Here is a 15,651-nt window from a genome sequence, read left to right as displayed (position 1 = left end):
TGTGCAGGTGCGTACTCCGGGAAGGCTAGGCGGCGAGGCGGTGCGCGTTGTCCGCGGCCCAGGTCCGGTAGTCGCGGGGAGGCCGGCCGACGACCTCGCCGACGGCCGGGAAAACCACGGATTCGTCGATCAGGTCGTCCACGTAGAAACCGAAGTACGCGTCCACCCGCTCCTTGGGCATACGCGATTCCATTTCGATGCGGGCCTCGTCGTTCGACACGGCCTCGAAGCGCAGCTTCCGCCCGAGTGCCGCTCCCAGAATCTCCACCTGCTCCGCGGGCAGGATGGCGTCAGGGCCGGTCAACTCCAGGACTGCGCCACGGTGTTCGTCGGCGACGAGGGCCCGTGCCGCGACGGCGGCGATGTCGCCGGGGTCGATGAACGCCGTCCGCCGCCAGGAGAAGGGCACACGGACCAGGTTGCCTGCACGCAACTGGGGTGCCCAGCGCAGGGAGTTGGACATGAACGCCCGGGGCCGCAGAAAAGTCCAGGTCATCCCGGATTCGCGAATCGCGCGCTCGCTCAGCGTCATGTAGCGGGAGATCGCGTTGTCCATGCGCTGGATCCCGGCGGAGCCACCGGTCATCAGCACGACGTGTTCCACACCCTGGTCACGCATGGTGGCCGCGAGTGCCGGCATGTCGTCGTATCCGGCGAGTGTGAACACGGCCTTGACGCCGGTGAACGCGCCGTCCAGGGACTTCGGCTTGTTCAGATCGCCGATGACGTGCTGGATTTCGTCCTGGGGTCCGGTGGTCAGGGGATTGCGGGTGAGTGTACGTATGCGGTGCCCAGCCGCAGTGAGTATGTCGACCAAAGCCGATCCGACATTGCCCGTCGCTCCGGCCACTAGCAGCACGGCGGCTCCTTCACTTCGGAAACAAGGAAAGGAGTGACGCGGGTTCACCCCACGTGCACTCCCTGAGCCATCGTCACCCAAGAAACCGAGTATGCACATCGCATTGCGCGATTCGGATAGTCGAACGCTTCGTCGGACGTCCGCCCTTGTCGTGTTCTTCCTGCCGAAAGCAGCCGCGGCGGCGATTTCCGGTCACCGCAAAGGAGTTGGCGTCTCGCCGACGCTCTCGGCCGCCGGGCTCCGGACACATCGAAGGCCCCGCCAGAGCGAGTCATGGCGGGGCCTTCGAGTTGCGGGGCGGTCACCTCATCCGGGGAGTCCCGGAAGAGGGCCGCGGCACGGTGCTCGGATGTCCTAGATGTCGAAGTACATCTCGAACTCGTGCGGGTGCGGACGCAGGCGGATCGGGTCCACCTCGTTGGTGCGCTTGTAGTCGACCCAGGTCTCGATGAGGTCCTGGGTGAAGACGCCGCCCTCGAGGAGGTACTCGTGGTCGGCCTCGAGCGCGTTCAGGACCTCGGGCAGCGAGCCCGGCACCTGCGGGACGGCCGAGTGCTCCTCGGGCGCCAGCTCGTACAGGTCCTTGTCGACCGGCTCCAGCGGCTCGATCTTGTTCTTGATGCCGTCGAGGCCGGCCATCAGCATCGCGGAGAACGCCAGGTACGGGTTCGACGACGGGTCCGGCACGCGGAACTCGATGCGCTTGGCCTTCGGGTTCGAACCGGTGATCGGGATGCGGATGCACGCCGAGCGGTTGCGCTGCGAGTAGACCAGGTTGACCGGGGCCTCGAAGCCCGGGACCAGGCGGTGGTACGAGTTCACCGTCGGGTTCGTGAAGGCCAGCAGCGACGGGGCGTGCTTCAGCAGGCCGCCGATGTAGTAGCGGGCCGTGTCGGACAGGCCCGCGTAACCGACCTCGTCGTAGAACAGCGGCACGCCTTCCTTCCACAGCGACTGGTGGCAGTGCATGCCCGAGCCGTTGTCGCCGAAGATGGGCTTCGGCATGAAGGTCGCGGTCTTGCCGTTGCGCCACGCGACGTTCTTCACGATGTACTTGAAGAGCATCAGGTCGTCGGCTGCGGCCAGCAGCGTGTTGAACTTGTAGTTGATCTCGGCCTGGCCGGCGGTGCCCACCTCGTGGTGCTGGCGCTCGACCTGGAGGCCTGCGGCGGCCAGCTCCAGGGAGATCTCGGCACGCAGGTCGGCGAAGTGGTCGACCGGCGGGGCCGGGAAGTAACCGCCCTTGTAGCGGACCTTGTAGCCGCGGTTGCCGCCCTCTTCGACGCGGCCGGTGTTCCAGGCGCCGGCGACGGAGTCGATGTGGTAGTACGACTCGTGCTGGTTCGTCTCGAAACGCACGTCGTCGAAGACGTAGAACTCGGCCTCAGGGCCGAAGAACACGGTGTCGGCGATGCCGGTTCCCGCGAGGTAGCGCTCGGCCTTCTTCGCGATGTTGCGCGGGTCGCGGCTGTACTCCTCATCCGTGAGCGGGTCGTGGATGAAGAAGTTGATGTTGAGCGTCTTGTCCTTGCGGAACGCGTCGACACGCGCCGTCGAGAGGTCCGGGCGGAGGGCCATGTCGGACTCGTGGATCGCCTGGAAACCACGGATCGACGAGCCGTCGAACGCCAGCGTCTCGTTCGGCTCGAAGATCTCGGCCGGGATCGTGAAGTGCTGCATGACGCCAGGCAGGTCGCAGAACCGGACATCGACGAACTTGACGTCGTTGTCGGTGATGTACCGCGACACCTCGTCGGCGTTGTTGAACATCCATGCCTCCTCGACCCGGCTCCGGGCTCGGGTTAGCTTCTCGTTCGGGGGGCGGCCCTTCTCCCCGCTGGCCACTGGTCCCGAAGGTATGGCGGGGCGGTTTCCCGCCGGTGTCCCGAATGTTTCACACAAGTTACGTGGTCGCCCAATCGGGCCACTGTGCTTGCGAGCCCGCCGAACTTGACGCATCCTTCGCGATTGCCCCGGTGGGGATGTTGCCCACATCACTCATCTACCGTGGTGTCGTGACCAGGAAACAGGCCGGTAAGCGGACCGGCAACGGAACCGGCAATCGGCAGGGCGGACGGAGCGGCCCCGGCGGCGCCCCGGCCGCCGCGGCGCGGCCCCCGAGGCAGGCGGAGCGGCGTACCGCGCCAGCCCCCGCGCCCGACGCGGAAGAGGACGAGTTCGGCTACCGGGGCAAGCGCCTCGGCCTCCCCGAGGACGGCTCGAACTCGCTCGCACCCACCGGCAGACGCCTGATCGCGCTCGTGATCGACTGGCTGCTCTGCTACGTCATCGCGTTCGCCTTCATAGGCCGCGGCGACCTCAACGCCACCGGCACCAACATGGGCACCCTCGCCGTCTTCGCGGCCGAGAACCTGCTGCTCGTCAGCACGCTCGGCTACACGGTCGGCAAGCGCTTCATGGGCCTGCGCGTGGTGTCGGTGACGCGCGACCACCTGACGCCGCTCGCGGTCGTGGTACGCACACTGCTGCTGTGCCTCGTGCTCCCGGCCGCGGTGTACGACCGCGACGGCCGCGGATTCCACGACAAGGCGGTCGGCACGGCCGTCGTCCGCGCCTGACGGCGCACAGCACGTCCCGCGCGGCGCTGCGGCGCACACAAAAGAAGCAACGAACAACGGCGGTGGTACGGGCCCGGCAGGCCCGTACCACCGCCGTTTTGCAGCGATGTGGGTGTCACAGTGGCGCGGGTGTCCGCGACAGGGGCGTCAGCGACGCGGGCCGCGCGGCATGCGCGCGTTCCTCGGCATCGGGCCCTTCGGCACCGGCATGTTGTCCATCAGGCTGCCGAGCGCACGGAGCCGGTCGTTGATCTGCGCGACCTGCGCCTTCGACATCGTGCGCGGCAGCTTGACGAGGTGGCCCTGCAGCTTGCGCAGCGGAACCTGGCCCTCGCCGTCGCCCACGGTCACGTCCGTGACCACGACGCCTTCGGCGATCTTCGACATCTTGCGCTTCTCGGCCGCCAGCAGGTTGCCGACGCGGCTCGGCTGGCCCTCGCCGACGAGCACGATGCCCGCCTGGCCGACCGCGCGGTGCACGACGTCCTGGTTGCGGGTCACGGCCACCGCCGGGGTCACGACCCAGCCGCGGCGCAGCGACTGCAGCACCGCCGCCGCGGCACCCGGCTGGCCGGCCATGTCGCCGAGCACGGCCTTCTCGGCGCGGCGTCCGAACACGAAGGCCGCCGCCACCAGGCCGAAGAGGAGGCCGATGATGCCGAGGATGATGTAGTGGTCGATCAGGAAGCCGATCGCCAGGAAAACCCCGAAGACGCCCAGGCCCCATGCCGCCACAACCAGTCCGACCCACTTGTCGGACTTCTTGGTCATTTTGTAGGCGAGCCGGATCTGCTTGAGTCGGCCGCTCTTCTCGGGTGATTCCTTGCTCGCCATGTGGCAAAGAATACCTACCCCGGGCGGCGTCGTACCGGGGGCCGGGGGCATGAGTTCGACCCGACCGCGAATTGACGCGCAAACGGTCCTTCAGGGGGTGCCCGGCGGGTCCTCGGCAGGCCCTTCGGCCGACCCTCGACGGGTCCGGCGAAGATCGCCCGAAGGAGGCGGCGGCGTTGCGCCGGACGGCCCTGCGGGCGAGGGGCGGGTCAGCCGCCGACGCGCACCGGCTTCTCGGCCGCCGACAGCCGCTCCAGGATGTCGCTGGCCTCGGCACGCGCCCGGGCCCTGCTGCGGTCCGCGCAGACCGAGTCCCACGCGTTCCGGCGGGCCGTACGCTGCCCGCCCTGGAACAGCAGCAGCGACTCCATGGTCCGCAGCATGACGCCCACAGTGGCCTTGGGGGCCGACGCGCCCCGGTCGAACGCACCGCGCAGTGCCGCGGCGTTGCCGAGCGCGATCCGGCCGAATGGAACGTTGCCGACCTGCATGTCTTTTGTCCCCCTGTCACCGGATCCGCGTCGCGGACCGGATAGGCGTGTGAGTGGCGCGATGTCGATGTGTCGTCGTGCACTTTTGGTGATCGGGTGATCTGTGCCCGCGATGTGTTCCACCCTCACCACCCTGTGTTACCAGCGGATGACGTAAGGGTCAAACCATCGTGAAAAACGCGTCGTGTCGTGCTCGGCGACGCCCGGCACCCCGGAATCCGCCGAGGTCAGGCGCGGGTCGCGCCGCGCGATTCGCGCAGCTCGAGCGCCTGGCGGTACAGCCGGCCCGCGCGGTACGACGAGCGCACCAGCGGCCCGGACATGACCCCGGAGAAGCCGATGTCCTCGGCCTCTTCCTGGAGGCCGACGAACTCCTCCGGCTTGACCCAGCGCTCCACGGGGTGGTGGCGCACGGTCGGCCGCAGGTACTGCGTGATGGTCAGCAGCTCGCAGCCCGCGTCGTGCAGGTCCTGCATGGCCTGGCTGATCTCGTCCCGCTCCTCGCCCATGCCCAGGATCAGGTTGGACTTGGTGACCAGCCCGGCTTCCCGCGCGGCCGTGATGACCTGCAGCGAGCGCTCGTAGCGGAAGCCCGGGCGGATGCGCTTGAAGATGCGCGGCACGGTCTCGATGTTGTGCGCGAGGACCTCGGGCCGCGACGAGAACACCTCGGCGAGCTGGTCCGGCTGCGCGGTGAAGTCGGGGATCAGCAGCTCGACGCCGGTCCCCGGGTTGAGCGCGTGGATCTGCCGGGTCGTCTCCGCGTACAGCCAGGCGCCGCCGTCGGGCAGGTCGTCGCGGGCGACGCCGGTCACGGTCGCGTACTTCAGGCCCATCGCCTGCACCGACTCGGCGACCCGGCGCGGCTCGTCGCGGTCCAGCTCGGCGGGCTTGCCGGTGTCGATCTGGCAGAAGTCGCAGCGCCGCGTGCACTGGTCGCCGCCGATGAGGAAGGTCGCCTCACGGTCTTCCCAACATTCGTAGATGTTGGGGCACCCCGCCTCCTCGCACACCGTGTGCAGGCCTTCCCGGCGGACCAGGCCCTTGAGCTCGGTGTACTCCGGGCCCATCTTCGCGCGGGTCTTGATCCACGAAGGCTTGCGCTCGATCGGGGTCTCGGCGTTGCGGACCTCGAGACGAAGCATCTTGCGGCCGTCGGGTGCGACAGCGGACACGCGAGCTCCCTGGTGTGGAGTTAACCGGTCGGTGCGAGGGCGGTGAAACCAGGGTACGCCCCCAGCTCGGCCCTTCCAGCATGGGGAACGTGCGGGCGGCACGGGTGATTCCCGAACAGGCCGGAACAGGCCGGAACGGGCCGGAACAGGCGTACGTCACACGCCGATCGGCGCGAAGACCTCCGCGAGGTGCCGCTCGACCACCGGCATCACCTCGGCCACGGTGACGCGGCGGCCGAGCTCCTCGCTCAGCGACGAGACGCCCGCGTCGCGGATGCCGCAGGGCACGATGCGGTCGAACCACGTCATGTCGGGATCGCAGTTGACGGCGAAGCCGTGCATCGTCACCTTGCGGGAGACGCGTACGCCGATGGCGGCCAGTTTGCGGTCGTCGCCGCGCTGCCCGGCGTTGGAGGGGGCGTACTCGGGTCCGGCCAGCCGCGGGTCGAACTCGGGGTGGTCGCGCGGGTCGGGGGCGCTGATGCGCGGGTCCAGGCGCAGGCTGAGTCCGCCGGCGCCTTCGCCGGCGGGGGCGGGGGGCGGCGCCGCGGACACCGGGTCGCCGAGCACCCAGACGCCGCTGCGGCCTTCGATGCGGGTGGTCTCCAGGCCGAATTCGGTGCAGGTGCGGATCAGGGCCTCTTCGAGGCGGCGTACGTGCGCGACGACGTCGACGGGCTCGGTGAGCCGCACGATGGGGTAGCCCACGAGCTGGCCGGGGCCGTGCCAGGTGATCTTGCCGCCGCGGTCCACGTCGATGACCGGCGTGCCGTCGACGGGCCGCTCGGAGTCCTCGGTGCGGCGGCCCGCGGTGTACACGGCGGGGTGTTCGAGCAGCAGGCAGGTGTCGGGCCGCTCGCCCGCCACGACGGCGGCGTGCACGCGGCGCTGCTCGTCCCAGGCGAGGTCGTAGGGGACGGCCTGGGAACCGATACCGGCGTGTACGAAGTGCAAGTCAGCCACGGACCCAGAGTACGGCGGCCCACTCAGGGCCCTCGACGGGGTTACGAGGGGGCACTGATCGGGATGGTGAACCTTACGCCTTGGAACGTGTAAGTGACTGTGTCCTGGCCCCATCGTGGGAAGAAGGTGAAAGTCAGCGTGACAGTCGTCGCCCCGATCAATCCACCGCTTGCTGCGGCAGTGTCGTCATCCGAGAACGAGACGGGCCCGCCTTCGGCTGCGGCATTGGCACGCCGCACGTTGTCGAGTTCGACGCGCCAGGCTCCGAGCGGGGTCGCGTTCGGATTCTTCACAGTGATGGTCAGCGAAGTACGGCCGAAATAGTCCCTCGTCGCACCGGCCGTGACCGCATAGTCCTTCGCCTTCGGAGGTGCGCTGGTCGTCGGCGGCGGGGGAGGTGCCGACGATGACGGTGGCGGCGGAGGGGCCGAACTCGGTGGGGCGGAAGTGGCCGGTTTTGTGGGGCTCTTCGACGAGGTGGGGCTCTTCGACCCTGTCGCCGACGCGGTCGGACTTGCCGACGACTGGTTCGGTTTCTCGCCCTGTATGCCCCTGCCGCCCGCCGTCGGGTCGTCCGCGGCGGTGCCGTTCGTCCCAGGGGCCTCGGTGGGTACGTTCAGTCCGATCGGAGTGGCTTCCCGCTCGTCGTCGCCCTTCTCCGCGGTGATCAGCCACACGCCCGAGGTCGCCAGCAGGCACACGAGTACCGCGGCTGCCAGGGGTATGACCACACCCCCCGCCTTCTTGTCACCGCGCGGCGTTCTCTCGCCAGTTGCGCGGTCCCCGTGCCGACCCACCCCGAATACCCCGCCTCATGGTGTCGGTTCCGCCGGTTCCCGTTTCGCCCCCTCCGGCGCGATCAGCCTAGCGACCGGTCCGGACGACCGGGCCGGACGATCGGCGGGCGGTGTGCGGCATGTTGCCCGAGGTCGCGTGCGGTGACAAGAACAAACGTTCACCTGAACACCCGGCGCCGCGCGGGGTAGTCCGGCGCGGGGCGGCGCGGTAGTCCGTGACCGGCGTGCGGCGGGTGGCGGCGCCCTGGCGTACGGGACACACCGCATCACCCGAAAGGGTCATTCTCTGCGCCATTGGGAGTCCCAACCTTCCAGGGTCGCTAAGTTCTCGCGCGATCCGACCCGAACTCGGGAGGCGTGCACAGGAATGACGACCAGGGCCGAACGGCGTCCCAACCACCGGCTTGCCACGCTTGTCGAGGAGGCCGGGTTCTCGCATGCCGGTCTCGCCCGACGCGTCGATCAGCTCGGTGCCGAGCAGGGCCTCGACCTCCGCTATGACAAGACCTCGGTGGCCCGCTGGTTACGCGGGCAACACCCGCGCGGCATCGTGCCCATACTGCTCGCCGAGGTCTTCACGCAGCGCCTGTCGCGCAAGTTGAGTGCGGAGGACTTGGGGATGGCAGGGTGCCGTCCCGACTACGCCGGCCTTGAGTACGCCTCGGGGCCCACGGAGGCGGTCGAAATCGTCTCCGGCATGTGGCAGGCGGATTCGGCGCACCGCCCCGCGCTCGTCGAGGCCGCGTTCACGCCCGGCGCGCTCGTCGTGCCCAGCCGGGACTGGCTGATCGGCGACCCCGACGAGGAGCCGCAGCGCTCCGACGGGACGCGCGTGGGTGCGGGCGATGTCGCGGCGGTCCGGGCCGTGGGCGAAGCGTTCCGGCGCCTCGACAACACGTTCGGAGGCGGACACGCGCGGCAGGCCCTGGTGCGCTACCTCGACACAGAGGTGGCCACGATGCTGCGCGGCACGTACGGCGGTGCGGTGGGCCGCGAACTCTTCGCCGCCGCGGCGGTGTTGACGCGGCTGGTGGGGTGGATGGCCTATGACGTGGGCGTGCACGGTATGGCCCAGCGCTACTTCGTGCAGGCCCTGCGGCTCGCGCAGGCGTCCGGCGACCGGGCGCTGGGGGCCTACGTTCTCGCCACGATGAGCAGGCAGGCCGTCTACCTCGGACACGGGCGCGAGGCCGTCCAGTTGGCCCGTGTCGCCCAGCAGGGGGCGCTTGCCGTGGCCACCCCGCGCGTACGCGTACTCCTGCACGCCGTCGAGGCACGCGGCCACGGGCTGTTGGGCGACGGCCGCGCGTGCATGGCGGCGTTGGTACGTGCCGAGCAGGCGCTCGGCCAGGCCGGTCCGGCCGCGGAGGAGCCGGAGTGGTCCCGGTACGTCGACGAGGCGCAATTGGCGGACGAGCACGCGCACTGCTTTCGCGACCTCGAAGACCACCGCAGGGCAAGGGAGTACGCCGAGCGTTCGCTCAAGCTGCGGGACGCGCAGTATGCGCGCAGCCTGCTGTTCTGCCGGACCGTCCTGGCCACGGCCCTCCTGGGCCTGGGTGAACTCGACCGGGCCTGCGCCCTGGAGGCCGAGGCGACCGAGGAGGCGGGCGGCCTGCGGTCGGCGCGCGCGGTGGACTACGTACGGGAGTTCTCGCTGCGCCTGACGCCGTACCGGGACACGCCCGCGGTGAAGGACTTCATGGTGCGCACGGACGAGTTCCTGCACTCGGCGACCTAGTGCTGTGACCGGAAAGGTTCACCGGTTCCCGGCGCCCGGCACCCCACCTCGCCGCGTTGCAGACCCTCGCGAGTACGACCGAGTACGAGCTTCGGGCCTGCGCCTTGCGATGCACGGCACCGAACACCAGGAACCGGCAAACCTTCCCGGCCACAGCACTAGCCGTGCGGGCGGCGCCGCACGTCGCCGCGCACGGTTCGCAGGGGACGGCGCGTCGGGCCCGATCGGGGATGCGGGCCCGACGCCGCCTTGGGCGGCACCTGGCGGCTCCTGGACGGCTCACTCAGGGGGCGACCACGCCGACCAGGCCGACCACGCCGACTACGCAGCAGGAGCCTTGCCGCCGCCCGGGCGGACACCGGCGGCGAACGCCGTCAGAGCCCCGAGGTCGGCCAGCGCCGAACGCGCGGCCCGGCGGCCCGAGGCCAATGCGCCCTGGACCGAGGACGAGTCGCGGTGGTCGCCGCAGACGTACAGGCCGGCGAGGACGCGTACCGGGCGGCGGAAGTTGTGGCCGGGCTCGACGACGGGCAGGGCTTCGGGGAGGTGCCGGGTCGCAAGGTGCGACCAGTCGCGGGTGGCGGCGCCGTAAATGGCGGATATGCGCTCCCTGACCACGATTTCGAGCTTTCCGGGGTCGGTGCCGTCGTGGTCCAGGACCGTGGAGCACACCAGCGCGCGGCGGTCGGGGGAGTAGCTCGGTGCGACCTCGGACATCACGACGGTGTGGGTCAGCGGCCCCGGATCGTCCGAGTCGACGATCAGGACGGGCTCGGCGGGCGGGGCCGTCGGGGCGATGTGCCACAGCGTCGTCAGTCGGCGGAAGGCCGGTCGCCGCAGGCCGGGGAGCAGGTTCACGGCGGTCGTCGGGTCGGTGGCCACGATGACCGCGCGCGTGGGGATCTCGCCGTCCACGTCGGTGGTGACGCGGTCTGTCGCAATGGCCGTGACGCGTACGCCGTAGCGGATCGTGCCCGAGGGCAGCGCGCCGGCCAACTGCTGCGGTACCGCGGCCATGCCCAGCGCCGGAACGGCCGCACGCCCACGCAGGTAGGACCGCAGTACGAGGTCCGCGAAGCGGCGGGACGAGGTCAGTTCGGTGTCGTGCAGAAGGGCCGTCAGCAGCGGACGCAGCGCGGGCGGCCAGCCGGCCTCCGCGACCGCGACGTCGGGGGCGGCCAGGATCCGCGGAACGGGCAGCGCCGACGCCCTGCCGAGGGCGGCCGCCACACGGGCCCGGTCGGCGTTGCCGGGCGTACGCAACGCCCCGATCGCCCCGCGCATCCGCCGCACGTCGCCGATCCGCCGCCCCCCGCCTCGTCGGCCGACCGCCGCCACCGGCCCGTCGCCCGCCACTTGCACCCCCGGCGCGAAGGAGTGAAGGTCGAGCCGGGCCAGGTCGAGCCGGGCCGCGACCTGCGGGTACGCCGTCGCGAGGTGTTGCAGGCCGTTGTCGACCAGGAAGCCGTCGACGGAATCGGTGCGGACCCGGCCGCCGGGGCGGGGGCCCGCCTCCAGCACGGTGACGTCGACTCCCGCGGCGGCGAGACGGTGTGCCGCGCTCAGTCCGGCCAGTCCGGCCCCTACGACGATGACATCGGTGCGGTGTGCCTCGGCCACGGTGTCCCCTCCCGCTGCCCGGGCGCGGCGCGTTCGGCCGCGCATCGCCATGGAGTCATACCCAACGCAAACCATGGAAAGCGCTTAGGTCGTGCCCAGGAAGCGTAAAGCCGTACGAATTGCCGCGGCACGAATTGCCGTGGACGGCAAGGCCGTTGCGGGGGAGAGGGAGCCGGGCAGCGGGAGCCGCGGAGAAGGAGTCGGGCAGAGAGAGCCGAGCAGAGGGCGGGCGCAGCCGGGACGGACGCGCCGGCGCGTCAGCCGTGCCGGGCCACCGCCACCGCGAGGTCGATCGTCGGATGCGCGAACACGAACCCGCTCTTCTCCAGCACGCGCGGGGCGACCCGCTGGCTCGACAGCACGTCGTCGGCGAACTCGCCCAGCACGGCGCGCAGGGCCGGGCGCGGCACCGGGAACAGCGCGGGCCTGCGCAGCAGCCGCGACATCGCTTTCGTGGCCTCGGCGTTGGTCACCGGATTGGGAGCGGTCAGGTTGACCGGCCCGCGCACGGCGTCGGCGTCCAGCAGGAACCGGATCGCGTTGATCTCGTCACGCAGCGAGATGAAGCTCCAGTACTGGCGGCCGTTCCCCATCCGGCCGCCCACCCCGAACCGGAACGCGCGGAAGAGCGGGCCCCAGGCGCCGCCCTTGCTCGCGACGACGAGGCCGGTGCGCATGTGTGCGACGCGTACGCCCGCTTCCTCGGCAGGCGCGGTCGCGGCCTCCCACTCCACACACAGTTCGGCGAGGAACCCGCTGCCCGCGGGGGCGGTTTCGGTCACCAGACGGTCCCCGGTGTCGCCGTAGTAGCCCACCGCGGAACCGGACAGGAAGACCGACGGCGGACGCTCCATCGCGGCGATCGCACGGGCCAGCGTCGCGGTGCCGAGCACCCGGGAGTCCCGCAGTTCGCGCTTGTACGACTTCGTCCACCGGTGGTCGCCCACCCCGGCCCCCGCGAGGCTCACGACGGCCTCCACGCCAAGCAGGGCGTCGGTGTCGAGAGTGCCCGCGACCGGGTCCCACCGCGCCTCGTCCGCGGCCTTGGGGGCGCGGCGTACGAACCGCACCAACTCGTGCCCGTCGGCGCGCAACGAGCGCACCAGAGGCGAACCGATAAGTCCCGACGACCCCGTCACGGCGATGCGCATGGTCGTCATACTGCCCGAAACGGCGGAGGCGATCCCGGTTGCCCGGGATCGCCTCCGACCGCGTGTGCCCGGACCGTGTCCGGACGGGTGTTGCCCAGTCGCCCTTACAGGCCGAGGTCGCCCTCGAACGCGCCCTCTTCCAGACGCGCCTTGACCGTGGTCAGGAAGCGTGCGGCGTCGGCTCCGTCGACGATGCGGTGGTCGTACGACAGGGCCAGGTACACCATGTCGCGGATCGCGATCGTCTCGCCGAGGTCGGGGTGGTTCACCACGACCGGGCGCCGGACCGTCGCGCCGATGCCGAGCATCGCGACCTGCGGCTGGTTGAGGATCGGCGTGTCGAACAGCGCGCCGCGCGAACCGGTGTTGGTGACCGTGAAGGTCCCGCCCGCCAGCTCGTCCGGCTTGACCTTGTTGTCGCGCGTGCGCGCGGCGAGGTCCGCGGTCTTCTTCGCGATGCCCGCGATGTTGAGGTCACCCGCGTCGTGGATGACCGGCACCATCAGGCCGCGCTCGGTGTCGACCGCGATGCCGATGTTCTCGACCGCGTGGTAGGTGATCGTGTCGTCGTCGTTCACCCGGGCGTTGACGACCGCGTGGCCCTTGAGGGCCTCGGCCACCGCCTTGACGAAGAACGGCATCGGCGACAGCTTGACGCCCTCGCGCGCGAGGAAGTCGTTCTTCGCCTTGTTGCGCAGCCGCATGATGTTGGTGACGTCGACCTCGACCACCGTGGTCAGCTGCGCCGAGACCTTCAGCGAGTTGACCATGTGGTTCGCGATGGCCTTGCGGATGCGCGTCATCGGGAGGGTCTGACCGCGCAGCGCGGACGGCTCGACGACGGTCGCGGCGGGCTTGGCCGCCGGGGCCGCGGCGGCCGGTTCGGCCGCCGCCGGGGCGGGAGCCTGCTTGCGCGCGGCGTCGAGGACGTCCTGCTTGCGGATCCGGCCGCCGATGCCGGTGCCGTCCACCGTGGACAGGTCCACGTTGTGCTCGGCGGCCAGCTTGCGGACCAGCGGCGTGACGTACGCCGACTCCGTGTCGCCCTCGGCGGCCGGGGCCGCGGGCGCGGCCGGAGCCGCAACCGGGGCGGCGGCCGGGGCTGCGGCGGGAGCCGCCGGAGCGGGCGCCGGGGCCGGGGCGGGAGCGGGTGCCGGAGCGGGGGCCGGAGCCTCCGCCGGGGCGGCGGGAGCGGGGGCGGCGGCCGGGGCGGACGCGCCCGGGGCACCGATCACCGCGAGCTGTGCGCCGACCTCGACCGTCTCGTCCTCGGCGACGTTGATCGCCAGGAGCACGCCACCGACCGGCGCGGGGATCTCGGTGTCGACCTTGTCCGTCGAGACCTCGAGCAGCGGCTCGTCGGCGGCGACGTTGTCGCCCACCTGCTTGAGCCAGCGCGTGATCGTTCCTTCCTGCACGCTCTCGCCGAGCGCGGGCAGCAGGACCGGGGTGCCCTCGGCCTCGCCGCCCGCCGGGGCGGCAGGGGCGGCGGCGGGCGCGGGGGCCTCGGCGGCGGGCGCGGGCGCCGGCTGCGCGGGGGCCTCGGCGGCCGGAGCCGGCGCGGGCGGGGCCTCGGCGGCGGGTGCCGACGCCGCGGGGGCGGCCTCCGCACCGGAGCCGTCGTCGATGATCGCGAGTTCGGCGCCGACCTCGACGGTGTCGTCCTCGGCCGCCTTGATGGAGACGAGGATGCCGGAGGCCGGCGCGGGGATCTCGGTGTCGACCTTGTCCGTCGAGACCTCGAGGAGCGGCTCGTCCATCTCGACGCGCTCACCCTCCCGCTTGAGCCAGCGGGTGATGATGCCCTCCTGCACGCTCTCGCCGAGCGCGGGCAGTGTTACAGAGACCGGCATGGGGTCAGTGACTCCTTCGTACGCTTCCGGGCAAAAGTGTCAGCAGGGGCGCGTCAGTCGTGCACGTGCAACGGCTTGCCGGCGAGGGCCAAGTGGGCCTCGCCGATCGCCTCGGACTGGGACGGGTGCGGGTGGATCAGCTGGGCGACCTCGGACGGCAGGGCTTCCCAGTTGTAGATCAGCTGGGCCTCGGCCACGAGTTCGCCCATCCGGGCGCCCACCATGTGGATGCCGACGACCGGGCCGTCCTTGACCGAGACGACCTTGACGGAGCCGGCCGTCTTGAGGATCTGGCTCTTGCCGTTGCCGCCGAGGTTGTAGTCGAGCGTCGCGATCTTGTCGGCGCCGTAGCGCTCGACCGCCTGCGCCTGCGTGAGTCCGACGGAGGCGACCTCCGGGTCGCAGTACGTCACCCGGGGCACGCCCGCGTAGTCGATCGGCGCGACCTTGAGGCCCGCGATGCGCTCGGCGACGAGGATGCCCTCGCCGAAGCCCACGTGGGCGAGCTGCAGAGTCGGGATCAGGTCGCCGACCGCGGAGATGGTCGGCACGTTGGTCTGGCAGTACTCGTCGACCAGGACGTAGCCGCGGTCCGTCGCGACCCCGGCCTCCTCGTACCCGAGCCCGGCCGAGACCGGGCCGCGGCCGACGGCGACGAGCAGCAGCTCGGCCTCGACCTGCTTGCCGTTCTCCAACGACACGCGGACGCCGGAGTCGGTGTACTCGACGCCGCTGAAGCGGGAGCCGAGCTCGAACTTGATGCCGCGCTTGCGGAACGCCCGCTCCAGGAGCTTGCTGCTGCTCTCGTCCTCGACCGGGACCAGGTGCGGCAGCGCCTCGACGATGGTCACGTCGACGCCGAACGACTTCCAGGCGCTCGCGAACTCGACGCCGATGACACCGCCGCCCAGGATCACCGCGGACGCGGGTACCCGGTCCAGGACCAGCGCGTGGTCGCTGTTGACGATCCGGTTGCCGTCGATCTCCAGGCCCGGCAGCGACTTGGGCACGGAGCCGGTGGCCAGCACGACGTGGCGGCCCTCGTAGCGGGTGCCGGCGACCTCGACCGCGGTCGGGGAGACCAGGCGGCCCTCGCCCTCCACCACGGTGATCTTGCGGCTCGCGATGAGGCCGGTCAGGCCCTTGAACAGACGGGAGACGACCCCGTCCTTGTACTTGTGGACCGCCGCGATGTCGATGCCCTCGAACGTCGACTTGATGCCGAACTGCTCGCTCTCGCGGGTCTGGTCCGCGACCTCCCCCGCGTGCAGGAGCGCCTTCGTCGGGATACAGCCCTGGTGGAGGCAGGTGCCGCCGAGCTTGCCCTTCTCGATGAGCACGACCTGCATTCCCAGTTCGGCGGCACGCAGCGCGCAGGCGTACCCGCCGCTTCCGCCTCCGAGAATCACTACATCGAAAACGGCTCCGGCGTCGTTCGCCACGTCACGTCCTCCTGCTGGATTGCGATGTGCTCACCCGGGCTTGGGCGCCGGGTAGCACCCCCTTCTTGTGGAAGGCTCTAAGTGCCGGTACAACATCCTCCCACTTGTTGTCGGGAGGCGGGCACCGCGGGGGCGTACGGCACGTT

12 protein-coding genes are annotated in these 15,651 nt (G+C 70.8%); 2 read left to right on the top strand and 10 right to left on the bottom strand.

The window, feature by feature from the left end; translation table 11 throughout:
* Positions 1 to 25 precede the first annotated feature (25 nt).
* Both ACWD12_RS16605 and glnA read right to left on the bottom strand, forming a co-directional pair.
* Positions 26 to 859 carry an NAD(P)H-binding protein gene (locus tag ACWD12_RS16605; protein ID WP_450100106.1) on the bottom strand — a complete coding sequence of 278 codons (834 nt, stop codon included), beginning with the start codon at positions 857 to 859 and terminating at the stop codon, positions 26 to 28.
* A gap of 354 nt (positions 860 to 1,213) precedes the next feature.
* Positions 1,214 to 2,629, bottom strand: coding sequence for a type I glutamate--ammonia ligase (gene glnA / locus ACWD12_RS16600; RefSeq protein ID WP_358354823.1), 1,416 nt, complete (start codon positions 2,627 to 2,629; stop codon positions 1,214 to 1,216).
* Positions 2,630 to 2,874: 245 nt separating this feature from the next.
* Between glnA and ACWD12_RS16595 the strand changes: the two genes are divergently transcribed.
* Positions 2,875 to 3,438 carry an RDD family protein gene (locus ACWD12_RS16595; protein ID WP_358354826.1) on the top strand — a complete coding sequence of 188 codons (564 nt, stop codon included), beginning with the start codon at positions 2,875 to 2,877 and terminating at the stop codon, positions 3,436 to 3,438.
* Between the two features lie 147 nt (positions 3,439 to 3,585).
* Here the strand turns inward: ACWD12_RS16595 and ACWD12_RS16590 are convergent, their stop codons facing one another.
* From ACWD12_RS16590 to lipB, 4 genes are all read right to left on the bottom strand, one after another.
* Complete coding sequence (locus tag ACWD12_RS16590) at positions 3,586 to 4,272, bottom strand: DUF4191 domain-containing protein (protein ID WP_450100105.1); 687 nt, start codon at positions 4,270 to 4,272, stop codon at positions 3,586 to 3,588.
* 209 nt (positions 4,273 to 4,481) lie between these two features.
* Positions 4,482 to 4,763: a hypothetical protein gene (locus tag ACWD12_RS16585; RefSeq protein WP_450100263.1), complete on the bottom strand. Its 282-nt coding sequence runs from the start codon at positions 4,761 to 4,763 to the stop codon at positions 4,482 to 4,484.
* 227 nt (positions 4,764 to 4,990) lie between these two features.
* Positions 4,991 to 5,938: a lipoyl synthase gene (gene lipA, locus ACWD12_RS16580; RefSeq protein WP_358354832.1), complete on the bottom strand. Its 948-nt coding sequence runs from the start codon at positions 5,936 to 5,938 to the stop codon at positions 4,991 to 4,993.
* Between the two features lie 156 nt (positions 5,939 to 6,094).
* The gene (gene lipB / locus ACWD12_RS16575; protein WP_450100104.1) at positions 6,095 to 6,901 is read right to left on the bottom strand and encodes a lipoyl(octanoyl) transferase LipB; all 807 of its coding nucleotides are present in this window, start codon (positions 6,899 to 6,901) and stop codon (positions 6,095 to 6,097) included.
* Between the two features lie 1,164 nt (positions 6,902 to 8,065).
* Here lipB and ACWD12_RS16570 point away from each other — a divergent pair.
* Positions 8,066 to 9,439, top strand: a complete 1,374-nt coding sequence (locus ACWD12_RS16570; protein ID WP_450100103.1) for a regulator — start codon at positions 8,066 to 8,068, stop codon at positions 9,437 to 9,439.
* A 321-nt stretch (positions 9,440 to 9,760) separates the two neighbouring features.
* On the opposite strand, the gene ACWD12_RS16565 is transcribed toward ACWD12_RS16570, so the two are convergent.
* The 4 genes from ACWD12_RS16565 to lpdA form a co-directional block, all read right to left on the bottom strand.
* Positions 9,761 to 11,059, bottom strand: coding sequence for an NAD(P)/FAD-dependent oxidoreductase (locus ACWD12_RS16565; RefSeq protein WP_450100102.1), 1,299 nt, complete (start codon positions 11,057 to 11,059; stop codon positions 9,761 to 9,763).
* 257 nt (positions 11,060 to 11,316) lie between these two features.
* Entirely contained in the window at positions 11,317 to 12,219 is a 903-nt protein-coding gene (locus ACWD12_RS16560; protein ID WP_450100101.1) for a TIGR01777 family oxidoreductase, read from the bottom strand.
* 95 nt (positions 12,220 to 12,314) lie between these two features.
* Complete coding sequence (gene sucB, locus ACWD12_RS16555) at positions 12,315 to 14,063, bottom strand: 2-oxoglutarate dehydrogenase, E2 component, dihydrolipoamide succinyltransferase (protein ID WP_450100100.1); 1,749 nt, start codon at positions 14,061 to 14,063, stop codon at positions 12,315 to 12,317.
* Between the two features lie 53 nt (positions 14,064 to 14,116).
* Entirely contained in the window at positions 14,117 to 15,505 is a 1,389-nt protein-coding gene (gene lpdA, locus ACWD12_RS16550; protein ID WP_358361887.1) for a dihydrolipoyl dehydrogenase, read from the bottom strand.
* Between the last annotated feature and the right edge of the window lie 146 nt (positions 15,506 to 15,651).

The sequence above is a fragment of the Streptodolium elevatio genome (assembly GCF_053592165.1).
This window is presented reverse-complemented; position numbering and strand designations above follow the sequence as displayed.

Bases quoted from the DNA above. Each gene is read 5' to 3' on its own strand.
- glnA (WP_358354823.1), bottom strand. From the start codon at position 2,629: ATGTTCAACAACGCCGACGAGGTGTCGCGGTACATCACCGACAACGAC.
- ACWD12_RS16590 (WP_450100105.1), bottom strand. From the start codon at position 4,272: ATGGCGAGCAAGGAATCACCCGAGAAGAGCGGCCGACTCAAGCAGATC.
- ACWD12_RS16585 (WP_450100263.1), bottom strand. From the start codon at position 4,763: ATGCAGGTCGGCAACGTTCCATTCGGCCGGATCGCGCTCGGCAACGCC.
- ACWD12_RS16570 (WP_450100103.1), top strand. From the start codon at position 8,066: ATGACGACCAGGGCCGAACGGCGTCCCAACCACCGGCTTGCCACGCTT.
- ACWD12_RS16560 (WP_450100101.1), bottom strand. From the start codon at position 12,219: ATGACGACCATGCGCATCGCCGTGACGGGGTCGTCGGGACTTATCGGT.
- sucB (WP_450100100.1), bottom strand. From the start codon at position 14,063: ATGCCGGTCTCTGTAACACTGCCCGCGCTCGGCGAGAGCGTGCAGGAG.